Origin of the sequence: Pseudomonas sp. SJZ103, assembly GCF_007828335.1 — a bacterium.
Taxonomy (GTDB): Bacteria; Pseudomonadota; Gammaproteobacteria; order Pseudomonadales; family Pseudomonadaceae; genus Aquipseudomonas.
The window spans coordinates 62,329-84,615 of the sequence record NZ_VIUN01000021.1 but is presented as its reverse complement, the minus strand read 5'-3'; the positions used below and the strand labels follow the sequence as shown (position 1 = coordinate 84,615).

The window sequence follows — 22,287 nt, the reverse complement described above, 5'->3', positions numbered from 1 at the left end:
TTGGGGTTCAGACGGATCGCCGACCTTGATGTAGTTGTCGATGCGGCTGCGGATCTGCAACGTCGCGCCGGCCAATTGCGACAGGTCGATTTCGATACTGTCGGTTTCGCCGTTGGTGTCGGTGCGAAAGGCCAGGGTCGTGGCGTCCTTGCGCCATACGGTTTGCTCCGGGTGATCGAGGCCCAAGGCGCGAAAACCGTTGATGACCGCTCCCGTCACGCGCCTTTCTCCGGTCCAGTAGGCGCCGCGATAGCGGTCCTTGATGCGTGCGCCGCCCAGGCGCAACCGGACGGCCCGAGGATCGCGACGAATTCACCCGGCCTGGCCGTCATCCGTGCCGACCTGGCCATTCGTGCGCAAACGGCCGATACCAGCCTGGCCAGCATCCCGCACGTCAAACGCGGCACCGCGCTGCTGGTGATGGAGCGCAGCTCTTACTTTGCCGACGGGCGCTGCTGCGACCGCACCACCTTCTTTATCCGCCCGGAACGCTATGCGTTTGTACTCAGCGGCGTGTTCAAATCCGGCCCTGCCAAATAGAGGTCCGCACACGTCGCTTGAAGGGATCGGAAGATACGCGGCGGTGGGTTTCCTAACGATAACCCCGCGCCTGAACGTCGAACAGCTCGGCATAACGTCCACCCGCAGCCATCAGCTGGCTATGGCTGCCCTCCTCCAGAATCTGCCCGCGTTCCAACACAATAATGTGATCCGCACTGCGCACACTGGAAAAACGGTGGGAAATCAACAGGGTCATGCGGCCCTTGGCATGCTCGCGAAAGTGCTCGAACACCGCCGCCTCAGCCCCGGCATCCAGCGCGGCGGTGGGTTCATCGAGGATCAGCAGATCGGCATCCTGACGCATGTACGCCCGCGACAAGGCGACTTTCTGCCACTGCCCACCGGACAGTTCCTGACCTCCGAACCAGCGTCCCAGCTGGGTTGAATAGGTATGGCTCAGGCGCTCGATAAAATCGGCCGCCACGCCTTGAGTGGCAGCGCTGCGCCAGCGTACCTGGTCGTCCAGGGCGTCGACGTCACCCACCCCCAGGTTTTCGCCGACGGTCATCTGGTAGCGGATGTAGTCCTGGAAAATAACGCCGATACGCTGGCGCAGGGTGTGTTCGTCCCACTCCTGCAGGTCGCTGCCATCCAGCAGTATGCGGCCTTCATCCGGGGCATACAGACGGGTCAGCAGTTTGATCAGGCTGGTTTTGCCGGAGCCATTTTCACCCACCAGCGCCAGGCTTTTCCCCGGTGCCAGGTGCAGGTTGATATTGCGCAGCGCGGCAGATTCAGCACCCGGGTAGGTGAAACCCACCTGTTCGCAGCGCAGGCCATCGCCAGGGCGCGCCCCTTGGGTGAGTCGGCCGCGCGGCGTGATCACGGGGGTTTCAAGGTATTCATACAGGTCCGAGAGAAACAGGCTGTCGTCGTACAGCCCGGCAATGGCGCTGAGGCTGGCGGTGATTGCGGCTTGCCCCTGCTTGAACAGCACGATGTACATGGTCATCTGGCCCAGGCTCGTCTGGCCACGCACGGTGTCGAGTACCACCCAGGCGTAGGCCAGGTAAAACGCTGCGGTGCCCAGCAGGCCCAATGCGAAGCCCCAGGCGTCACGGCGCAGCGTCAGTTGGCGGTCCTCCGTATACAAACGCTGGGCGTTGTCGCGATAGCGCTGGAGGAACAGCGGTGCCAGGCCAAACAGCTTGACCTCCTTGGCATGGGACTCGTGGGAGAGCAAGGATTCCAGGTAGTTCTGCTGACGCGTCTCCGGTGCACGCCGGTGGAACAAGCGGAACGCATTGCCGGAAAAATGCGTCTCGGCGAAGAACACCGGCAACGCGCCGACCACTAGAATCAACAGGGCCCACGGCGAAAAGTGCACCAACAGGACAGCAAAGCTGACCAGCGAAATGAGGTTCTGCACCAACCCCAGTCCTTTCGTCACCAGGCTCAGCGGGCGCGTCGAAGCACCCTGGCGCACACGCACCAACTTGTCGTAGAACTCAGCGTCTTCAAATTGCAGCAGCGAAAGGGTCTGGGCTTTCTCCAAGACCATCAAGTTGACCTTCACGCCCAGCTTCACCCGCAGCAGCGACTGCTGCATCGACAGCGCCCGTTGCGCCGCCGCCAACAACGCCAGCACACCGGCCTCGGCCAGCACGTAGCGCATCACCAGCCACACGGGTGCCTGGCTGCCGGCCGCATGAACCTGCATGGCGTGGACCACGCCATCAACAATGCGCTGTCCAATCCAGGCGGCCAGTGCGGGCAGCAGTCCGGCGACAATCGTCGCCAGCAACAGCCCCGTGAACAGTGGCCGTGAGGTTTCCCACACCAGTCCCAGTGCCCTGCGCGCCTGGATCGAAAACGCGCTCAATCGATTGAACAGCACCATGAATGGCACGGACTCCTAGAGGGTTGTGAAAGCGGGCCGGACTGCCGAGAGCCATGGATACGGGCGGGCTCTGCGCCACTCGCTCCCGGATCCAGGCGCGCCCCCCCGGATTATGACAGGCCGTGACACCAGAACCATGAGTATTCATGGATGTTCTTCCCAGGCGCATTGCCGCCAGTGGTTGGCGTGACGTCTTTTGACTCGATGGCGGTTGGGCGCCCGACCTTACGTCACGTCCTGACGCCCCGCGCGGCCCAGCGACCAGCCAAAATTCATGCCCGCCGCCGCCAGCAGGATCGCGCCTGCGCCCATCACTTGCAGGGTGCTGAGGGGATGGGCGAAGGCTACCCAGTCGACCAGGATAGCGACAATCGGATAGATGAACGACAGTGCCCCGACCAGTGCCGTGGGGATTTTCTGGATGGCGCTGTACAGCAGGGTCGACATCAGCCCGGTATGGACCACCCCGATAATGATCAGGTAAGTCCAGGCGCCCTTGAGCGTTTCGCCCCCAGTGAAGTCCACGAACGGTGCCAGCACCAGCACGCCGACCACCATCTGGATCAGCACGATCAGGTGCGCGGGAAAATCCTTGAGACGCTTGGTGATAGCCGCCGCCACGGCATAGCAAAAGGCCGAAGCCAGCGCCAGGCAGACGCCCAGCAGGTAGTCGGCGCCGGTGGCCTGCCCACGGCACTTGGCGGACACGATCAGCATCAGCCCGGCGAAGGCCAACAGCAGCCAGCCGACCTTGGCGACACTGAGGCGTTCGGCAAAAAACAGCGCACCCAGGCCGACCAGCATGAACGGCTGAACGTGGTAGACCACCGTGGCAATGGCGATAGAGGCATGTGTGTAGGCACCGAACAGCAGCACCCAGTTGAGGATCAGCGCCACCCCGCCCAGGCACACCAGAATGAATGGCCGGGCAGCGATCCGCGCGCTGCGCAGCCCCCCAGGCACCAGGTACGCGACCGGCATCGCCATGGCGCCGAACAGGCAACGCCAGAACACCACCGCCTCCGGGCTCTGCCCCGACATGACGACGAACCAGCCGACTGTGCCGGAGATGGCCATGGCCAAGGTCATTTCGAGCGTCCCACGGGTTTTCGACTTCATCACTTATGGCTTCCTTGCTATCGACATCACCCTGGCCCAAGCCACCGTTCGCGGGGAAATAGGCTGGCAAATACAACTTTATAATGAACTAATGGCCGATATACTGAACATACCCCCCAAGAGCGTCAACCTATTCAAGGATGGTTTATAAAACAAATGACCGATATAACGAACAACCTGCCGGGAAATAATCCGAGTCGAATCGATCTGCTGGCGCTGTCAATCAAGCGCGAGCGCCTGGCCGCCGGGCTTTCCTTGACCGAGCTGGCGAAGCGCGCCGGGGTAGCGAAGTCGACCTTGTCTCAATTGGAGTCGGGCATCGGTAACCCCAGCATCGAAACCTTGTGGTCGCTGGCGATGGCCATGGGCTTGCAAGTCACCCGGTTCTTCGAACAGCCCCGGCAGGCCCTGCGGGTGATTCGCGCTAACGAGGGCATGACCGCCTATGCCGAGACGGCCCATTACGCAGCGACACTGCTTGCCGATTGCCCGGCCGGCGTACAGCGCGATATCTACCGACTCAAGGTGCAGCCCGGCGAAGTTCGTCTGTCTCAGCCTCACCCGCAGGGCACCGTAGAGCATGTGGTGCTGTGCAGTGGCAGTGCACGTATCGGCCCGGCGAGTGGCCCGGTATTGCTCAACGCCGGCGACTACATCAGCTACTTGGCGAATGTGCCTCATGTGTTCGAGGCACTTGAGGCGGACACCACGGCGGTGATGGTGATCGAGCATTCCTGACGCCTGTCAAATCCGTAGCTGCCGAGCCCCGGCGAGGCTGCGTCGGTCGCGACTCGGGCTTGAATCGGCAGGGGGATCGCTAGCAACTTAACCCTTTCATCTCGTCAATTTTATCGAGCAGGACGCCAATAACCCCCGCCTTTTTTTGGGGCCCCGTCAGTTGCGCGTCAAGAGCGTGTGAGGCGCAACACCAAACGCCTTGCGAAACGCGTGGCTGAAGTGGGAGAAATCGGAAAAACCGAAGTCCAGTGCGGCTTGGGAAACGCTGCGCACCTGGCCGCACTCGATGGCCGCGCGACTGGCATTCAGCCGTTCTTTCCAGATCTCTGCGACCGGGCTTTTCTGATGACGGGCGAATGCACGGGTCACCGTTCGGGTGGACACGTGGTGGGCTTGGGCGATCAGCTCGATCGACAGTTCTCGCTCGCTCAAGTGGTGCTGGATATAGGTCATTATCCGCGCATAAAGATCCAGCTCCTGATGAGTCGTCTTCAGGTCCTGGAGTTCCAGGCTGATCACGAGCAGGTCGATTATCGTGTTGGAGTAACGATTGCAAATGCCTCCATCCTCCAGAAGCACGGGAGTGTTCGCCATCTGGCGCAGCATCTCGCGCAACGGCACCACGCCGGGGCGGCGGTCATCCAGCACCATTGCGGTGCATTCCGCCACACGCGGCAACCGCTCAGTCAGTAACTGCCGAGGGATGCGCATCAAGTGGTTTTCGCTCCCCCCCAGGCTGAATCGGAACGGTCGGGTTGCGTCATAAAGGAACAAATTACCGGCCCCCAGTGTGGCCTTGCGCCCCTCTTGCTCAATTTCGCCATACCCATTGAGGGTGAAGCCCAGCCACAGGTCTTCTGCGGGGCCACTGCGTAAATGCCGCTCGGAACGGACCCAATGATGCAGCGGGGACGACAGCCTGGAGACATCCAGCGCCCCCACACCGGAGACCTGGAGCGTTCCGTTGAAATCGCTCTGGGTCGAGGGTTTGCTGTCAGCCATAAGACAATGGCGACACACCACTTCTTTCCAGTAATCGAAGCGACGCGGTTGCGAAACGGCAAGGGTGGAATATTGATTGTTCTGAGCCATGGCACTCACCTTAATGCAACGACTTGAAGCAGCGACACGCTGCCGGTCGATCCTGGGAAGCAAAATTCAGACCACGCCCAGCCCCCTTTATCGCTCCTGAGCCCTGGCATCCGGCACCTGTCTTTTCCAACCAAACGGTTGTCCTGGCGAACAAAGCGAGGCGGTTCGCACATGCCTGACTATGACCTCACGGCCTGTCCAGCCCGCTACGCCTGAACCTGAAAAAAAACAAGGAGCCGCCCATGGAATCTGCGATCGACAAACACCTTAGATGCCCACGGACGTTGTCCCGCCGTGTGCCCGAGGACTACCAGCCGCCCTTCCCTATGTGGGTCGGCCGCGCCGACGAACACTTGAAGCAAGTGGTGATGGCCTACCTGGGCGTGCAGTTTCGCGGTGAGGCGCAGCGTGCGCGCGCCCTTAAGGCCATGCGCGACATCGTCGGCAGCTTCAGCCTGCCCGACGGCCCGCAGACCCATGATCTGACCCACCACACGGACAACAGTGGCTACGACAACCTGATGATCGTCGGCTACTGGAAGGACGCGGCGGCCTATTGCCGCTGGTTGCGATCACCGCCCGTCAATGACTGGTGGGCATCGCCGGATCGCCTGAACGACGGCCTGGGTTATTTTCGCGAAATCACCGCGCCGCGTGCCGAGCAATTCGAAACCCTCTACGCCTTCCAGAAGCAGTTGCCGGGGGTGGGCGCGATCATGGACACGACCAGCGGCGAGATCGAAGAGCACGGTTACTGGGGCTCGATGCGCGATCGTTTCCCGGCGTCCCAGACGAACTGGATGAGCCCCACGGGCGAACTGAAGGTGGTGCTGGGCGACCCGGCCAAAGGTGGCCGCGTCATCGTCATGGGCCATGACAACATCGCGCTGATACGCTCCGGCCAGGATTGGGCTGACGCCGAGGCTGACGAGCGTTCACTGTACCTCGACGAAATCCTGCCGACGTTGCAGGACGGCATGGATTTCCTGCGCGATAACGGGGCGCCCCTGGGCTGCTACAGCAATCGATTCGTACGCAACATCGACCTCGACGGCAACTTCCTCGACATGAGCTACAACATCGGCCACTGGCGTTCGGTCGAGAAACTGGAACGCTGGGCGGAATCCCATCCCACCCACCTGCGCATTTTCGTCACCTTCTTCCGCGTGGCGGCCGGCCTGGTGAAATTGCGGCTGTACCACGAAGTGTCGGTCTCGGACGCCAAGAGCCAGCTGTTCGAGTACATCAACTGCCACCCGCAGACCGGCATGTTGCGTGATGCAGGTGTCGCGCAAAGCTGACACCCGGCACCGCGCCCTTCGTCCCGATTATTTTTTGGCCCTCGTCTCTAGCGCATGAGGTCGGGGCCACTTTTTGGCAGGTATTTGACCATGAAGTCTCGTCGAGTCGCGCTGGGAATGGTGCCGTTCGTCAAAAGCCAAGCCCTTGAAGTGGCACCGGGCTGAGCTGTCCTGTTCAGCCAAACGAGTGTCCTGTTCAACCAAGCCGCCGTGGCAAAACAGGCCTAATTTGTTCTCCATTGCCACCCGGAATGATCCGACCCCGAAGGTGCAGGAAGTGTTTGAACAGCCTCACGTCTTCCCACCGACCACCGATGAATTCAAGGAAAATCATGGCCATTATTCGTCCCACGCTTGATCAACTGCAGGACCTCGCCACCCAGTTGCACATGCAACTGACGCCTGAACAGGCAGCGCAGTATCTGGACCTGATGCAACCGAGTTTCGACGCCTACGACCTGGTCGACGAACTGCCTGATTTCGTTCCGCCCATACGCTACGAACGCAGTTCGGGCTATCGGCCCTCGGACAAGGAAAACCCGCTGAACGCCTGGTACTGCCGGGCTGAAGTGAACGGTGCCCGTGAGGGCCTGCTGGTCGGCAAAACCGTCGCGTTGAAAGACAACATTTCCCTGGCGGGTGTGCCGATGATGAACGGCGCGGCGCCGCTGGCCGGTTTCGTACCGTCATTCGACGCCACCGTGGTCACGCGTCTGCTGGATGCCGGGGTGACGATCCTGGGCAAGGCCACCTGTGAGCATTACTGTTTGTCCGGCGGCAGCCACACTTCTGATCCGGCCCCCGTGCACAACCCCCATCGTCACGGTTACGCCGCCGGCGGTTCTTCCTCGGGCAGTGCGGCGTTGGTCGCAGCCGGAGAGGTGGACATGGCCGTTGGCGGTGATCAAGGCGGGTCCATCCGAATCCCGTCGTCCTTCTGCGGCACCTACGGCATGAAGCCGACCCACGGCCTGGTGCCCTACTCCGGGGTCATGGCGATTGAAGCCACGATCGATCATGTCGGCCCCATCACCGCCAACGTGCGCGACAACGCGCTGATGCTGCAAGCCATGGCCGGCGCGGATGGGCTTGACCCACGCCAGGCCTCGCCGCAGGTCGATGACTATCAGAGCTACCTGGCGAGGGGTGTGCGCGGGCTCAGGATCGGCGTATTGCAAGAGGGGTTTGCGCTTGCCAACCAGGATCCTCGCGTCGCCGAGAAAGTGCGTGACGCCATCGCCCGTCTCGAGGCGTTGGGCGCGCATGTCGAGCCGGTGTCCGTTCCCGAGCACAACCTGGCAGGGTCGTTGTGGCACCCCATCGGCTGCGAAGGGTTGACCATGCAGATGATGCATGGCAACGGCGCGGGCTTTAACTGGAAAGGCCTCTACGATGTCGGCCTGCTGGACAAACAGGCCGGCTGGCGCGAACAGGCCGACCAATTATCCGCGTCGCTCAAGCTGTGCATGTTCGTCGGTCAATACGGACTCACCCACTACAACGGGCGTTATTACGCCAAAGCGCAAAACCTCGCGCGCTTTGCCCGACAGGGCTATGACAAGGCACTCCAGACCTACGACCTGCTGGTGATGCCGACCACGCCGATCATCGCCCAACCCCACCCACCGGCCGATTGCTCGATCACTGAGTACGTGGCGCGCGCACTGGAAATGATCGGCAACACCGCGCCACAGGACATCACCGGGCATCCCGCCATGTCGATTCCGTGCGGGCGGGTAGACGGCCTGCCCGTCGGGCTGATGCTCGTCGCCAAACACTATGCCGAAGGCACCCTTTACCAGGCTGCGGCGGCGTTTGAAGCATCCGTGGACTGGCGCACGCTCTGAGCCGCCTACGGGCGTCGCCGGCGCCCGAAGAACGATAAGAAATCCAATGACTTTACCCCCGTGTTGACTGATAGGAATAACCCCATGAGTACAGCTACTTCAACCCCCGGCGAAAGAGCCTGGGCATTGTTTCAAGTCCTCAAGAGCAAGGAACTCATCCCGGAGGGCTATGTCGAGCAGCTCACGCAATTGATGGAGCACGGCTGGAGCCCCGAGAACGGCGCCCGTGTGGTGGCCAAGGCATGGGTCGATCCGCAGTTCCGGGCACTGTTGCTCAAGGACGGCACCGCTGCGTGCGCCCAGTTCGGCTACACCGGCCCCCAGGGCGAATACATCGTCGCCCTGGAGGATACGCCGACGGTGAAGAACGTCATTGTCTGCAGCCTGTGCTCCTGCACCAACTGGCCGGTCCTCGGCCTGCCACCGGAGTGGTACAAGGGTTTCGAGTTTCGCGCACGCCTGGTCCGGGAGGGGCGTACGGTACTGCGCGAACTGGGAACGGAGTTGCCGCGGGACATGGTGGTCAAGGTCTGGGATACCAGCGCCGAAAGCCGCTACCTGGTCGTGCCGGTCAGGCCTGAAGGCTCAGAACACATGAGCGAAGAGCAGCTTCGAACGCTGGTGACCAAAGACGTGCTGATTGGCGTCGCCCTGCCCCGCGTGGGCTGAAAACAACACCTCATCATCGTTCACTCCCGGAGTTTTGATTATGGATGGCTTTCACGATCTCGGCGGTTTCCAAGGCTTTGGAAAAGTCCCTCACACCATCAATAGCCTGAGCTACAAACAGGTGTTCAAGCAGGACTGGGAACATCTGGCCTACAGCTTGATGTTCATCGGTGCCGACCACTTGAAAAAGTTCAGCGTGGACGAAGTGCGTCACGCCGTCGAACGCCTGGACGTGCGCCAGCATGTCGGCACCCAGTACTACGAACGCTACGTCATCGCGACCGCCACCCTGCTGGTCGAAACCGGCGTGATCACCCAGGCTGAGCTTGATCAGGCCTTGGGCTCCCACTTCAAGCTGGCGAATCCCGCCCATGCCGAGGGCCGCGCGGCGATCACGGGGCGGCCGCCCTTCGAGGTGGGAGATCGGGTGGTCGTGCGAGACGAATATGTGGCCGGGCATATCCGCATGCCCGCCTACGTGCGCGGCAAGGAAGGCGTGGTCCTGCACCGGACGTCAGAGAAATGGCCCTTCCCCGACGCGATTGGCCATGGCGATGTAAGCGCCGCCCATCAACCCACCTACCACGTCGAGTTTGCCGTGAAAGACTTGTGGGGGGATGCGGCCGATGAGGGTTTTGTGGTGGTCGACCTGTTCGAAAGCTACCTGGACAAGGCCGCCGGCGCGGGCGCGGTGAACCCATGACAGACGGCGCCCAGGCAAGTCGACTGCCGGTGACGGTCCTTTCGGGCTTCCTCGGCGCCGGCAAAACCACCCTGCTCAACCATATCCTGCGCAATCGCGAAGGCCTGCGCGTGGCCGTCATCGTCAATGACATGAGCGAAGTCAATATCGATGCCGAAGAGGTGCAGCGCGATGTCGCGCTGCACCGGGGTCGCGATGAGCTGATCGAGATGAGCAACGGTTGCATCTGCTGCACCCTGCGCGCTGACTTGCTCGAGCAGATCAGTATGCTCGCACGCCAGCAGCGTTTCGATTACCTGCTGATTGAATCCACGGGGATCTCCGAGCCGATGCCGGTCGCGGAGACGTTCGCCTTCCTTGACGCTGAGGGCTTCAGCCTCAGCGAACTGGCGCGGTTGGATACCTTGGTAACGGTGGTCGATGGCAGTCGTTTCCAGGAACTGCTCGAATCACCGGACACCGTTGACCGCGACGACGCAACACCGGACGCGCCCAAGCGCCATCTGGCCGATCTGCTGATCGAACAGGTGGAGTACGCCAACGTTATTCTCGTCAACAAGCTGGACCTGATCGATGCGGCGCACTACCAGGCCGTGCAGGCGATCCTCACGGGCCTCAACCCGACTGCGCGGATCCTGCCGATGGCCCACGGCAACGTGCCGTTAGCCAGCCTCCTTGGCACCCATCTGTTTGATTTACCCAGCCTCGCGGCGTCGCCGGGCTGGATGCGGAAAATGGAAGTGGCAGACGCGGCGGTCTCCGAGTCAGACACCTATGGCGTAACGTCCTGGGTGTACCGTGAGCGCGCACCGTTCCACCCGCAACGTTTGCTCGACTTTCTCGAGCGGCCCTGGTGCAACGGGCGGTTGCTGCGCAGTAAAGGTTACTTCTGGATTGCCAGCCGCCACCTGGAAACCGGCCTGTTGGTGCAAAGCGGCAAGCGGTTCCAGTGGGACTATGTCGGGCGCTGGTGGAACTTCATCGAGCCGTCGCAATGGCCCCAGGATGAATATCGGCTGCAGAGCCTCATGGCCAAATGGGACAGCGTGGTCGGCGACTGCCGGCAGGAGTTGGTGTTTATCGGCCAGGGGCTCGACACCGACGCGTTACAGCGCGAGCTCGACACCTGCCTGCTGAGTGCGCGGGAAATCGCCGCCGGCCCCCTGGCCTGGCAGGCACTGCCAGGGGCGACAGCCTTTGACCAACGGGCCCTTGTCCGCATACCCACACAGCCCATGGCGATCGACCCCATTTGATCCGAGATAGAGGTGGCCCATGCTCTTTTTCAGCCGAACCAACCGCTGGGTATTGGCTCCGCTTGCCGACAGACTGGATGAGCCTGACCAGGCGAGTACACCGCTGTCGTCGAGCAACCCGTTATTGCGACGCATCCTGGCGGGCGTCGAGACATTGCTGCAAGAGCGGCGAGCACTGAAAGCACAGACACACGCGCTGGCATTGGAAGCCGCCCAATTGGCCGAGCACCTGGCCCGCCGCGACGCGCTTCTGCAGGAACGGGAGGCTAGCTGGGCGCTTATCGCTCAAGGCGCAGGTGAACTGTTTTGGGAACTGGAACCGACAGGTGTTGCTGCACCCGCGCCGGAGTGGGCCATGAGGTGGACAGGGTCCGCGTCGATCCCGACCCAAGGTATTGATCTACTTGGCCGCTGGAACGAGCAACTGCACGCGACGGACCGGCAACGCCATCTTGACGCGCTTGCCCGGCACCTGGCTGATCGCAGCGGGCGAACCCCCTTTACGCTGGACGTACGCATGGCCCTTGCATCAGACGGTGACTATCGCTGGTGCAGGATCAGCGGAGTCGCGCGCCGCGATGCGCAAGGCGTACCGGTCGCCATCGGCGGAAACCTGCGTGACATCCATGAACAGCGCCTGCACGAAGAGTCACTCGAACTGGCGGCCACACGCTTCGAGATTTCCCGTGAAATGCTCCATGACGGGCTCTGGGACATTGAGGTGGTGGCGGGTGATCCGGCGAACCCGAAAAACACCATCTGGTGGTCTTCGCAAATGCGGCGACTGCTGGGTTACACCACGGTTGAGGAATTTCCCAATACATTGGAAAGCTGGACCTCACGCCTGCATCCAGACGACAGCGCGCGGGCAATCGCGGCGTTTGTCGCCCACGTCGAAGACCACAGCGGAAAAACACCCTTTGATGTCGATTATCGGCTCAAGCACAGCAGTGGCAATTACCGCTGGTTTCGCGGCCGTGGGCAAACGCGCCGCGCAGAGGACGGTTCCCCGCAAAGAGTGGTGGGCGCCATCACCGATATCCATGCCCACCATGAAGAAAACACCCTGCGTGAGGCTCAGGAACACCAGCACCGAGTGATGCAGGAGACCCTGCGCAAGCTGACGCACATTGTCGCCACCATCCAGGGCATCGCCAGCCAGACCAACCTGTTGGCATTGAACGCTGCCATTGAGGCCGCCCGCGCTGGCGAAGCCGGACGCGGGTTCGCGGTGGTCGCCGATGAAGTTCGCAAGCTGGCGACCCGCACCAGCCAGGCGACCCAGCAAGCGGCCGACATGATGGACAGCTAGCCCCCTCAGCGACGCGTCGTCGTTCAATGGGCAAGTCGTGGGCAACGCAACTATTGGCAGTACACACCCAACAATAAGAACCAGGTATCGTTATGCGTGATTATCAAGCTGTGGCCACATCCTTCAATTACCAGCAGACCGCCGAGCGGGCTTTGCACGGCGACCTCACTGCCCTGAACGCCTGCGTCGAATGCTGCGACCGACACGCCCACGACGACGCCGTGGCGTTGTATTGCGAAGCGCAGGATGGCAGCGCCACGCAATACACATTCAGCCAGTTGCAGGCCAGCGCTGCACGCTTCGGTCATTTTTTGCGCGAGCAAGGGGTAAAACCGGGCGACCGCGTTGCCGGCCTGATGCCACGCACGGTTGAACTGCTGATTGCCATCTTGGGGACCTGGCGGGTGGGCGCTGTCTATCAGCCGCTCTTCACCGCATTTGGTCCCAAGGCGATCGAGCAACGATTGGGCTGCTCCAACGCGCGCTGGATCGTAACGGATCCCCAAAACCGTCCCAAGCTGGATGAGATTGCCAACTGCCCAAGCGTCGTCATCACCGGCGACTGCCCGCGAAACCCAAGCGATTACCCGTTCTGGAGCACCCTGGATTGCCAGGGCGCCGAATGCGAACCGGTGCTGCTGGACGCCGACGCGCCGTTCCTGCTGATGTGCACATCGGGTACCACGGGGCCGGCCAAGCCTCTGGAAGTGCCGTTGCGCGCCATGCTGGCCTTCAAGGGCTATATGCGCGATTCGATTGGCCTGCGTGAGGACGACCGCTTCTGGAACCTGGCCGATCCCGGCTGGGCCTATGGCCTGTATTACGCAGTGACCGGCCCGCTGGCGTGTGGTCATGCCACGCTGTTCTACAACGGCCCTTTCACGGTGGAGAGTACGTGCCGAGTCATTGCCAAGTACGCAATCACCCATCTGGCCGGCTCACCCACGGCTTATCGCCTGTTGATTGCCGAAGGCGCAGCGTTCGCCGGCGCCGTGCGCGGCCGCCTGCGTGCCGTCAGCAGTGCCGGCGAGCCGCTCAACCCACACGTGATCCGTTGGTTTGCCGAGCAACTCGGCGTGACCATTCACGACCATTACGGCCAGACGGAAATCGGCATGGTGTTGTGCAATCACCATGGTTTGCGTCACCCGGTCCGTGAGGGCTCGGCGGGTTATGCGGTGCCCGGCTACCGCATCGTCGTGCTGGATGAGGCGCATCGGGAATTGCCGGCGGGTCAGCCGGGCGTCCTGGCGGTGGATCGCGAGCGCTCGCCCCTTTGCTGGTTCGACGGCTACCTGGGTATGCCCACTCGGGCCTTTGTGGGCCGCTATTACCTCAGCGGCGACAGTGTGGAACTGAATGACGACGGCAGTATCAGCTTCGTTGGCCGCAACGATGATGTGATCACCACGTCCGGCTACCGCGTCGGGCCGTTCGACGTCGAGAGCGCGCTGATCGAACACCCGGCGGTGATCGAAGCGGCGGTGATCGGCAAGCCCGACCCGCAGCGCACCGAGCTGATCAAAGCCTTTGTCGTACTCGGCAGCCAGTATCAGCCGAGTGCCGAGCTGGCCGAAGTACTGCGCCTGCATGTGCGGCAACGCCTGGCCGCGCATGCTTATCCCCGGGAAGTGGAGTTCGTCGACCAGCTCCCCAAGACCCCCAGTGGCAAGTTGCAACGCTTTATTCTGCGCAATCAGGAAATTGCCCGGCAGCAGGCGCTCGATGCATGAAAGCGTGGCCGTTATGCCCAGGCTGAACAGTCAGCGGCGCTGATGCATGGATTGCAGAATCGCCGCCGAGATCTGCTCAAGGGGCAACTCACGCTCCACGGCACCCAGCTTGAACGCCTCTTTGGGCATGCCATACACCACACAGGACTCTTCATCCTGGCCCAGGGTGCGGGCACCGTTGTCGTGCATTTCCTTCAGGCCCCGGGCGCCATCGTCGCCCATCCCCGTCATGATGATCCCCAACGCGTTACTCCCGGCACTGCGGGCAACCGAACGAAACAGCACATCAACCGAAGGTCGATGGCGGCTGACCGGCGGACCGTCGACAATTTCCACCTGGTATTGGGCGCCACTGCGCTTGAGCACCATGTGTCGGCCACCGGGGGCAATCAGCGCGCAACCGGGGGTAACCCGGTCACCGTTCTTCGCCTCCCTGACCTCGATCTCGCACAGTCGATTGAGGCGCTCGGCAAACGCAGCGGTGAAGTGTTCGGGCATGTGCTGCACGATCACGATTCCCGGGCAAACCCTGGGCAAGGCGGTCAACACCAACTCCAGGGCTTGGGTGCCGCCCGTGGACGTTCCAATGGCGACAATGTTCTCGGTGGTGCGCGCCATCGCCTGGGTACCCGCGGGCAATATGACGTCGGCCGTCAGCCTTGCCGGTACCCGTTCACTGGACGGCACCATACGCTTCATGTTGGCCCGGGCAGCGGCCTTGACGGCGCCCGCCAATTCATCAGAACTGTCGGTCAGAAACTGACGCAGGTTGAGTTGTGGCTTGGTCACAATACTGACCGCGCCGGCCGCCAGGGCCTGCATGGTCGTGGCCGCGCCCTTTTCGGTCAGCGTGGAGCAGATGACCACGGGCGTGGGGCGTTCGGCCATCAACTTCTTCAGGAACGTAATGCCATCCATCCGTGGCATCTCGACGTCCAACACAATCACATCCGGCCATTGCTTGTTCATCTTGTCCATGGCAAACACCGGGTCTGCCGCCGCGCCGATCACCTCAATAGCGGGGTCTTGCCCCAGGGTCGCCGTCAGCACCTGACGCACCACGGCGGAATCATCAATGATCAGCACTTTGATAAGGCTCATGTCGCACGCTCTCCATGAGGGCTGCTAGGGGTTCGCAAGGCCAGGTAGTTGAGTTCTATTTCGCCGCTGGTGAGATCGAACACAATGGTCCGATAACCCACGCCTTCCACATGAAAGTGTTGACACTGCAAATGATGCAGATCGAGCAGGCGCATGGCCTGCTCGACATTGCGCTGGCCGACGTAATCGTTGTCCGAGCGCACAAACCCAGGAAACATGTTCCCGCCGCCAAATACGCTGATCCTGAACTCAGCAGGCCGGGCCTTGATCGACTGTATTCGAGCGAGCAACAATTCAAACGCCTCATTGCCGTAGCGGCCATCCAGGACGCCGGGTTTGGCCACGGCGCGCTGTGGCAGCAGGTAGTGACACATGCCCCCCAGCAAGCGCCGGGGATGCCAGAACACCAAGGCAACACACGACCCCAGCACCGTACGTAGGTGAATCGCACCCGAGCCGAAAAACCAATCGCCAGGATTCAGGAACACCTCGTTGGACGGTCGGCTGTCAGGCATGTGGCCTCCGGTAGATGGAAGGCTTGACCAGTCGCAGCTGGTCGGTAATGCCGTTGAGGCTCTCCGAATGGCTGACCAGAAAGTACCCGCCCGGCTTCAAGTGGCTGATCAGTCGCTTGACCACTTGCACTTTGGTGTCGTTGTCAAAATAGATCATCACGTTGCGCAGGAAGATCACATCAAACATTCCCAGTTTCGGCAGCGGGTTGTTCAGATTGATCGACTGGAAATTGATCTTTGCCGCCAGCGCCGGGTCGACCATGAAACAACCGTGGTTGGCGCCCACGCCCTTGAGGCAATACTTGTTCAGCAGCGCCTCAGGGATGCCACGTGTGCCGTCGAGGGGATAACGCCCAAGGCGGGCTTTGTCCAACACCCTGCTGCTGATGTCCGATGCGACAATCTCCCAGGGCCGGCCGGCGAGGTTGTCAGCCAGGACCATCGCCAGGGTATAGGGTTCTTCACCGGTCGAGCACGCGCCACTCCATATGCGCAAAGATCCGCTGCCACGCAGTTCGGGCAACGCTACATCACGCAGGAAATCAAAATGCTTGGGCTCACGAAAAAAGTAGGTTTCGTTGGTCGTCAGCAGATCCACCGCCACCTGCAACTCCGCGCTGTCCTTCATCAACACCCTGTAGTAAGCGCCGTAAGTGTTGAGCGTGAGCACCTGCAAGCGCTTGGCCAGGCGAGTGCTCACCAACTGTTTTTTGGCATCGGACAGGCTGATGCCCGCGATTTGATAAATGAGGTCACGAAACTGCGCGAACTCGGCGTCAGAAAGGATCACGTTCATAAGGACATTCCCACAGCACACTCAGGCGATCGAAGGTAGCGAAGACTCAAGGTTGGACAGCGCATCGACCTGTTCCAGGGACAACACGCGACCGATGTCCAGTAACAGCACAAAACCGCTTTCCAGCTTGCCGATACCCAGTAAAAAATCGGCCCTCACATCGGTACCGAAATTCAACGAAGGCTCTATATCCTGATCGGCGATCTCCAGTACCTCGCTGACCGCATCGACGATGATGCCCACCGGTTTGCGCTGGGCATTGGCCTGTACCTCGATGATCACAAAGCAGGTCCTTGGGGTCTGCACCGTGCGTTCGCCGCGAAAGCGCACCCCCAGGTCGAGCACGGGGACCGCCGCGCCACGCAGATTAATCACCCCGCGTATGCTGGGAGGCAGCAACGGCACGCTGGTGATCGGCCCGTATTCGATGATTTCCCGGACGTTGAGCGTGCCCACGGCAAACATCTCCTCCCCCAGCACAAAGGTTAGGTACTGGCTCGGGCTCGATACTGTGGCATTGCCTGGACTGTCGATGGGTAGGGCCATGATTCACCTCGGATCAAATACTTTCCAGTCACGCCCGCAGGCGCTGGTGTGCTCGTCAAACAGACATCAGGCCGGCCATCTCATCGACACACAGCACATGCTCGATCTGCAGGAGCGTGACGAACTCGCCTCGCACCTTGGTCATCCCCCGGATGAAGTCGGTGCGAATATGATTGCCGAACGCCGGTGCGGGCTTGATATCAATGTCGAGTATCTCGATGACTTCGCTGACCGAATCCACCACCACCCCCAGGACCTGGGATTCGCCCTCCTTCGCGGCCTCAAGGATGACGATGCAGGTCCGACTGCCCAGTTCCGTCGTCCCCTTGTCAAAGCGTGCCTTGAGGTCCACGACCGGCACCACTGAGCCGCGCAGATTGATGACCCCCCGCAGGAATGCCGGCATCATCGGTACGGTGGTCACCTGGTTGTATTCGATGATTTCACGAACACTCAGGGTATTGACCGCGTACATCTCCTGAGCCGCCAGGAAGGTCAGGTACTGCAACGGTTCATCCACTGGCGGCGCAGGTTCGACAGCGCCCTGCCTGACCGCTGAGGTGCCCATGGGTCAACTCCCAAAGCGGACGAAACCGCCGTCCAAGGAGCGACTGTCATGGTCCTGCGTGGACATCGCGCGGCTGATCTGGGGCGTCGAGACATTGCGTCCGGCACGTTTGCTTTGCACGGTGAAAAACCCCATGAGTTCCTGCAGCTGCTCGGCCTGGCCACTCATTTCCTCGGCCGTCGCCGCCAGCTCCTCGGAGGCCGACGCGTTTTGCTGGGTCAGTTGGCTCATCTGCGACATTGCGCTGTTGATTTGCTCGGAACCGATGGATTGCTCTTCCGAGGCAGCCGCAATTTCCTGCACCAGGTCGGAGGTCTTGGCAATCGAAGGCACTATCTCGTCCAGCAAGTTGCCCGCCCGCTCGGCCAAGGCCACGCTGTTCTTGGCCACTTCACTGATTTCCTGTGCGGCGATCTGGCTGCGCTCCGCCAGTTTGCGCACTTCGGCCGCGACCACGGCGAAGCCTTTGCCGTGCTCGCCGGCCCGTGCCGCTTCGATCGCTGCGTTGAGCGCCAGCAAGTTGGTCTGGTAGGCGATGGAATCGACGATGCCGATTTTTTCGGCGATGGTTTTCATCGCTGCCACGGTGTCCTTCACGGCACGACCGCCTTCCGACGCTTCCTTGTTGGCTTTACCCGCCATGCCGTCGGTGACCTTGGCATTTTCGGTGTTCTGGGAAATGGACGCCGACATTTGCTCCATCGACGACGAGGTCTGTTCGACCGATGCCGCTTGCTCGGAAGCCGACTGAGCCATGCTTTGGGCGGTGGCGGAGATCTCTTCCGAGGCACTCGACAGCGAGTCCGCTGACCCGCGCACTTCGCCGATGATTTCCGAGAGTTTTTCCACCGTGTCGTTGACCGAGTTCTTCAGCTCGAGGAACTTGCCCTGGTAGTCACCGGTAATGGTGCGAGTCAGGTCGCCACCGGACATCGCCGACAACACGTCCATGGCCTCGGTAATCGGTACGATGATTGCGTCCAGAGAACCATTGATCCCGACGATGATGCGGCGGAAATCCCCCTGGTGCCGGGCCACGTCAGGCCGGGTGTCCAGCTTGCCGATCAGCGCACTGTCACTGATCTGGCTGGTGTCCTCGACAAGGGCCAGGATATTGGCACGCAGTTGCTCGATGTTTTCGTTGATAAAGGCCTTTTTACCCGGGAACTGCTCCAGCGGAGCGGACAAATCGCCCTCGCCGAACGCGCGAATACAGGCCATGGCTTTTTTCTTCACGCTGATATGGCCGTTGACCATCTCGTTGATACCCTGGCCGATATCACGGTACGAGCCCGCGAACCGCTCGACGTCAATCATGACGTCAATGTCACCTTTTTCATGCTCGCTGGACATGTGCTGCATTTCATTGATCAGCGCCAGGATGTTGGTGCGCAGCAGCTCGATGTTTTCGTTGATAAAGGCCTTTTTGCCGGGGAATTGTTCCAGGGGTGCAGACAGATCACCGTTACCAAAGGAGCGTATGCAGGCCATGGCTTTTTTCTTCACCGCGATGTGGCCGTTGACCATATCGTTGATGCCCTGGGCCATGGAGCGGTAACTGCCATGAAAGCGGCCGGCATCGATCTGTGCGTCGATCTCGCCCTTGTCGTGTTCACTGGACATACGGTCCATCTCCACGATCAACGCGTGCAGGTTCGCGCCCAACTGCTGCATGCTCGCCATCAGGCTGGTGGTGTCGCCCTGCTTGAGCGTCGCCTTGGCATTCAGCTCGCCAGCCGATAGACGTGCCGCATAGGCTTGCACCACGGTCGGTTCGGCACCGAGCCGGCGCATCAGGTTACGCCCGAGCAAGGTGCCGACCAGGATGGTTGCGAACAGAGTCAGGCCGCTCACCAACAGGATGATGTAGCGCGCATTCTTCTCGATGGCGGTGGCTTGCAATTGGCCTTTTCGCCCCAGCTCCAGGTTGTATTCGCGCAGCTCACTGATCGCTGAAATCACCGTGGTCTGCAACGGTTGGCTCGTCTCAATCAATGTACGGGCCGAGGCTTGATCACCGTTGTCGATAAGCTTGTCGAAGCGCGCCTGCAAGGCAGCGAACTCAGCCAAGTGACCACGCAGTTGTTTCAACAGCGACGCGTCATGCTCGTCGGAGGTCAACTCGGCCTGATAGCGATCCAGGGCTTTGCCAACCACACTGAAGTCCTGTGCCACGCTGTCCGCGTAACTGGCGACCAGATTTTTTCCGGGATCGTTCAAGCGCTGCCATTGCAATGCGTGAAGGTCGGTGAACGCTGTTGCGGCACGGTCGATTTCCAGCAGGCTGGGCACCGTATTGACGTTGGCATAGCTGGCGCTCGTCTTGATTTCACCAGCCAGATACAGGCTGGTGCCACCCAACACGACGACACCCAGCATTGCCGTGAAAACCAACAACATGATGTTTCTGATAACGGTCATGGCGAGGCACTCCTGATGACGCTTCATTGAGTCGATAAAGAATTGGGGGTCGAACGGTGTGTGGCTTCCTTGGCAATACGTCCCAGCAAATTGGGTATGTCCAGAATCAGGGCGACGGTTCCGCTGCCGAGGATCGTGAAACCGCCCAGCCCATGGGCGTCACCAAACACTTTGCCGAGTGGTTTGATCACGGTTTGAAACTCCCCCTGCAAGCGATCTACCACCAGGCCGGCCCGCAGGCCTGCGTATTGCACGACGACCACGTTCTCGCGGTTGCCTCCGGGCTCTTGCACATCAAACAGATCCCTTAACCGCAGGATCGGCAGCACATCCCCGCGCAGGTCCAGGTAATCGGTTTCGGCTCCCGCCTGAGGCGCCAGCTCGATGCACTCCTCGACCATATTCAGCGGAATGACATAGGAAGCCTTGCCCACTCCGATCAGAAAGCCGTCAATGATTGCCAGCGTCAGCGGCAGGCGGATCCGCACAGTGGTGCCCTGCCCCAGTTCGCTCTCGAGGCTGACGCTGCCGCGCAACGCCGTGATATTGCGTTTCACGACGTCCATGCCCACGCCACGGCCGGACAGGTTGCTGACTTGGTCGGCGGTGGAGAATCCCGGCTCGAAGATCAAATTCAGAATGTCTTTGTCCGACGGCTGCTGGCCCTCTCCCACCAAGCCACGCTCACGGGCCTTGGCCAGGATCTTGTCCTTGGCCAGGCCGCCGCCGTCGTCGGACACCTCAATCACGATGCTGCCGGATTCGTGATAGGCGTTCAGGCGTACCGTGCCCTGGGCCGGCTTGCCACGCTGGAGGCGCGTCGCCGCCGGCTCGATGCCGTGGTCCATGGCATTGCGCACCAAATGGGTCAGCGGGTCGCCGATGCGTTCGACGACGGTCTTGTCCAGCTCGGTCTCACCGCCGCCGATGTGCAGCACAATGTCCTTGCCCAACTCTTTGGAGACGTCCCGCACCACACGCTGGAACCGCGTGAAGGTCGCGCCGATCTGCACCATGCGCAGGGTCAGTGCCGAGTCGCGTACTTCCTCAACCAATCGCGATAACAGGCTGGTGGCTTCGATCATCTCGCCGATGCCGCTGCGCACCGCCACCAGGTTGGCGCCGGCACCGGCGATGATCAGCTCACCGACCAGGTTGATCAGTTGGTCCAGCTTGGCGGCATCGACCCGAATCAGGCTGGCTTCGTTGCTCGCCGCAGCCTTGCCGGCCTTGATCAACGGCGTCGTCGGATCCTGGGCATCAGGCTCACTGCGTGTCTCGACCGGTGCGGGCTCAGCGTCCTGGGTCACGAGCAAGGCCTGGGCCTCGGTCAGTGTGCCGCAACGCACCAACAGCTCGAGCAGCCCGGCATTGTCTTCGGGTAGTGCGTCGAGATGGGCGCGACATGCCTGCACCGTGGCGTGTGGTGCGAGGATCTGCACGAGCGCGTCCTCGCGGACAAAATCAAAGGCACCGTCGATCACCTCAAGGGGGGCGTCGCTGGCCAGTGCGAGTTCAAACCCCAGGTAGTTGGTTTCCGCGTCCATGGCGGCCAGGGGTGGCAAGCCATCGAACAAGGTAACGGTGTGCAGCAAACGCCCCAGCGTGCTCAGGTAACGCAGGAACGCCAAGGGGTCCATGCCATTGCGCAACACATCCGGGCCAAAGCGCAGGGACAAATGCCAATGGCCGGGACTGCCGCCCTGCTCATCCGCCGGCGACGTCGCTTGAAGGGCCGGCGCTGGCGTCGAGACCGCCGCCTCCAGATACAGCGACAGCCGCTCAATGAGCGATTGACCCTGCGCCCGCAGCGGTTCATCCAAGCGATCCAGGTTGCCGTCCTCGGCCAACAGGTCAATCAATTGGCCGATATGGTCGCGGGCGTCGAGAAACAACGCACTCAGCGCCTCATCGACGCGCACCTCCAGGCTGCGCACCCGGTCCAGCACGCTTTCGGCGACATGGGTGAACTCAACGATCGGCATCAAGCCAAACAGGCCGGCCGAGCCTTTGATGGTGTGGGCCACGCGGAACAGGCCGTTGATAGTGTCCAGGTCCTGCGGCGACTTCTCGATCTGCAGCAGCGCATCTTCCATTTGCAACAGAAGCTCGCGACTTTCGGCAATGAAAGTCTGCAGCACATCATCCATGTTCATGGGCTGGGCCATA

General features: G+C 61.2%; 16 protein-coding genes and 6 pseudogenes. 10 read left to right on the top strand and 12 right to left on the bottom strand.

Annotated elements, in window-relative coordinates:
* A pseudogene (locus FBY10_RS32080) lies at positions 1–291 on the bottom strand (hypothetical protein); the annotation flags it as partial.
* 27 nt (positions 292–318) lie between these two features.
* Here FBY10_RS32080 and FBY10_RS29445 point away from each other — a divergent pair.
* Positions 319–540 (top strand): annotated as a pseudogene (locus tag FBY10_RS29445) (UTRA domain-containing protein); the annotation flags it as partial.
* 52 nt (positions 541–592) lie between these two features.
* Here FBY10_RS29445 and FBY10_RS29440 read toward each other — a convergent pair.
* A complete protein-coding gene (locus tag FBY10_RS29440) occupies positions 593–2,401 on the bottom strand; it encodes an ABC transporter ATP-binding protein (RefSeq protein ID WP_145338669.1) in 1,809 nt (602 codons plus the stop codon).
* Between the two features lie 225 nt (positions 2,402–2,626).
* Complete coding sequence (locus FBY10_RS29435; protein WP_145338668.1) at positions 2,627–3,520, bottom strand: DMT family transporter; 894 nt, start codon at positions 3,518–3,520, stop codon at positions 2,627–2,629.
* A 156-nt stretch (positions 3,521–3,676) separates the two neighbouring features.
* Here FBY10_RS29435 and FBY10_RS29430 point away from each other — a divergent pair, with 156 nt between their 5' ends.
* Positions 3,677–4,258 (top strand): helix-turn-helix domain-containing protein, encoded by a 582-nt coding sequence (locus FBY10_RS29430; RefSeq protein ID WP_131696651.1) that lies wholly within the window; start codon positions 3,677–3,679, stop codon positions 4,256–4,258.
* Positions 4,259–4,414: 156 nt separating this feature from the next.
* Here FBY10_RS29430 and FBY10_RS29425 read toward each other — a convergent pair whose 3' ends face one another.
* Positions 4,415–5,350 carry a helix-turn-helix domain-containing protein gene (locus tag FBY10_RS29425; RefSeq protein WP_131696429.1) on the bottom strand — a complete coding sequence of 312 codons (936 nt, stop codon included), beginning with the start codon at positions 5,348–5,350 and terminating at the stop codon, positions 4,415–4,417.
* Between the two features lie 242 nt (positions 5,351–5,592).
* Here FBY10_RS29425 and FBY10_RS29420 point away from each other — a divergent pair, with 242 nt between their 5' ends.
* The 8 genes and pseudogenes from FBY10_RS29420 to FBY10_RS29390 all read left to right on the top strand — a co-directional run bounded on the left by FBY10_RS29420 (position 5,593) and on the right by FBY10_RS29390 (position 14,171).
* Complete coding sequence (locus tag FBY10_RS29420) at positions 5,593–6,651, top strand: phenylacetaldoxime dehydratase family protein (RefSeq protein ID WP_145338667.1); 1,059 nt, start codon at positions 5,593–5,595, stop codon at positions 6,649–6,651.
* Positions 6,652–6,983: 332 nt separating this feature from the next.
* The gene (locus FBY10_RS29415; protein WP_145338666.1) at positions 6,984–8,498 is read left to right on the top strand and encodes an amidase; all 1,515 of its coding nucleotides are present in this window, start codon (positions 6,984–6,986) and stop codon (positions 8,496–8,498) included.
* Between the two features lie 84 nt (positions 8,499–8,582).
* Complete coding sequence (nthA, locus tag FBY10_RS29410; protein ID WP_131696432.1) at positions 8,583–9,167, top strand: nitrile hydratase subunit alpha; 585 nt, start codon at positions 8,583–8,585, stop codon at positions 9,165–9,167.
* Positions 9,168–9,207: 40 nt separating this feature from the next.
* Positions 9,208–9,870 carry a nitrile hydratase subunit beta gene (gene nthB, locus FBY10_RS29405; RefSeq protein WP_145338665.1) on the top strand — a complete coding sequence of 221 codons (663 nt, stop codon included), beginning with the start codon at positions 9,208–9,210 and terminating at the stop codon, positions 9,868–9,870.
* On the top strand, positions 9,867–11,126 hold the full coding sequence (locus tag FBY10_RS29400; protein ID WP_131696434.1) for a GTP-binding protein: 1,260 nt from the start codon (positions 9,867–9,869) through the stop codon (positions 11,124–11,126). Before nthB ends, FBY10_RS29400 begins: the two co-directional genes overlap by 4 nt.
* A gap of 19 nt (positions 11,127–11,145) precedes the next feature.
* A pseudogene (locus tag FBY10_RS32075) lies at positions 11,146–12,159 on the top strand (PAS domain-containing protein); the annotation flags it as partial.
* Positions 12,145–12,414 (top strand): annotated as a pseudogene (locus FBY10_RS32380) (methyl-accepting chemotaxis protein); the annotation flags it as partial. The pseudogenes FBY10_RS32075 and FBY10_RS32380, both read left to right, overlap by 15 nt.
* A 116-nt stretch (positions 12,415–12,530) precedes the next feature.
* Positions 12,531–14,171 carry an AMP-binding protein gene (locus FBY10_RS29390; protein ID WP_145338663.1) on the top strand — a complete coding sequence of 547 codons (1,641 nt, stop codon included), beginning with the start codon at positions 12,531–12,533 and terminating at the stop codon, positions 14,169–14,171.
* Between the two features lie 30 nt (positions 14,172–14,201).
* Here FBY10_RS29390 and FBY10_RS29385 read toward each other — a convergent pair whose 3' ends face one another.
* The 8 genes and pseudogenes from FBY10_RS29385 to FBY10_RS29355 form a co-directional block, all read right to left on the bottom strand.
* A complete protein-coding gene (locus FBY10_RS29385; RefSeq protein ID WP_145338662.1) occupies positions 14,202–15,272 on the bottom strand; it encodes a chemotaxis response regulator protein-glutamate methylesterase in 1,071 nt (356 codons plus the stop codon).
* The gene (locus FBY10_RS29380) at positions 15,269–15,787 is read right to left on the bottom strand and encodes a chemotaxis protein CheD (RefSeq protein ID WP_131696438.1); all 519 of its coding nucleotides are present in this window, start codon (positions 15,785–15,787) and stop codon (positions 15,269–15,271) included. The genes FBY10_RS29385 and FBY10_RS29380 overlap by 4 nt, the downstream gene beginning before the upstream one ends.
* Positions 15,780–16,583: a protein-glutamate O-methyltransferase CheR gene (locus tag FBY10_RS29375; RefSeq protein ID WP_145338661.1), complete on the bottom strand. Its 804-nt coding sequence runs from the start codon at positions 16,581–16,583 to the stop codon at positions 15,780–15,782. Before FBY10_RS29375 ends, FBY10_RS29380 begins: the two co-directional genes overlap by 8 nt.
* Positions 16,584–16,604: 21 nt before the next feature.
* Positions 16,605–17,129 (bottom strand): chemotaxis protein CheW, encoded by a 525-nt coding sequence (locus FBY10_RS29370; protein ID WP_131696440.1) that lies wholly within the window; start codon positions 17,127–17,129, stop codon positions 16,605–16,607.
* Between the two features lie 55 nt (positions 17,130–17,184).
* On the bottom strand, positions 17,185–17,697 hold the full coding sequence (locus FBY10_RS29365) for a chemotaxis protein CheW (RefSeq protein WP_131696441.1): 513 nt from the start codon (positions 17,695–17,697) through the stop codon (positions 17,185–17,187).
* A gap of 3 nt (positions 17,698–17,700) precedes the next feature.
* Positions 17,701–18,279, bottom strand: a pseudogene (locus tag FBY10_RS31940) (methyl-accepting chemotaxis protein); the annotation flags it as partial.
* A 321-nt stretch (positions 18,280–18,600) separates the two neighbouring features.
* Positions 18,601–20,118 (bottom strand): annotated as a pseudogene (locus FBY10_RS32375) (MCP four helix bundle domain-containing protein); the annotation flags it as partial.
* Positions 20,119–20,141: 23 nt separating this feature from the next.
* Entirely contained in the window at positions 20,142–22,286 is a 2,145-nt protein-coding gene (locus tag FBY10_RS29355; protein ID WP_178116814.1) for a chemotaxis protein CheA, read from the bottom strand.
* Position 22,287 lies beyond the last annotated feature (1 nt).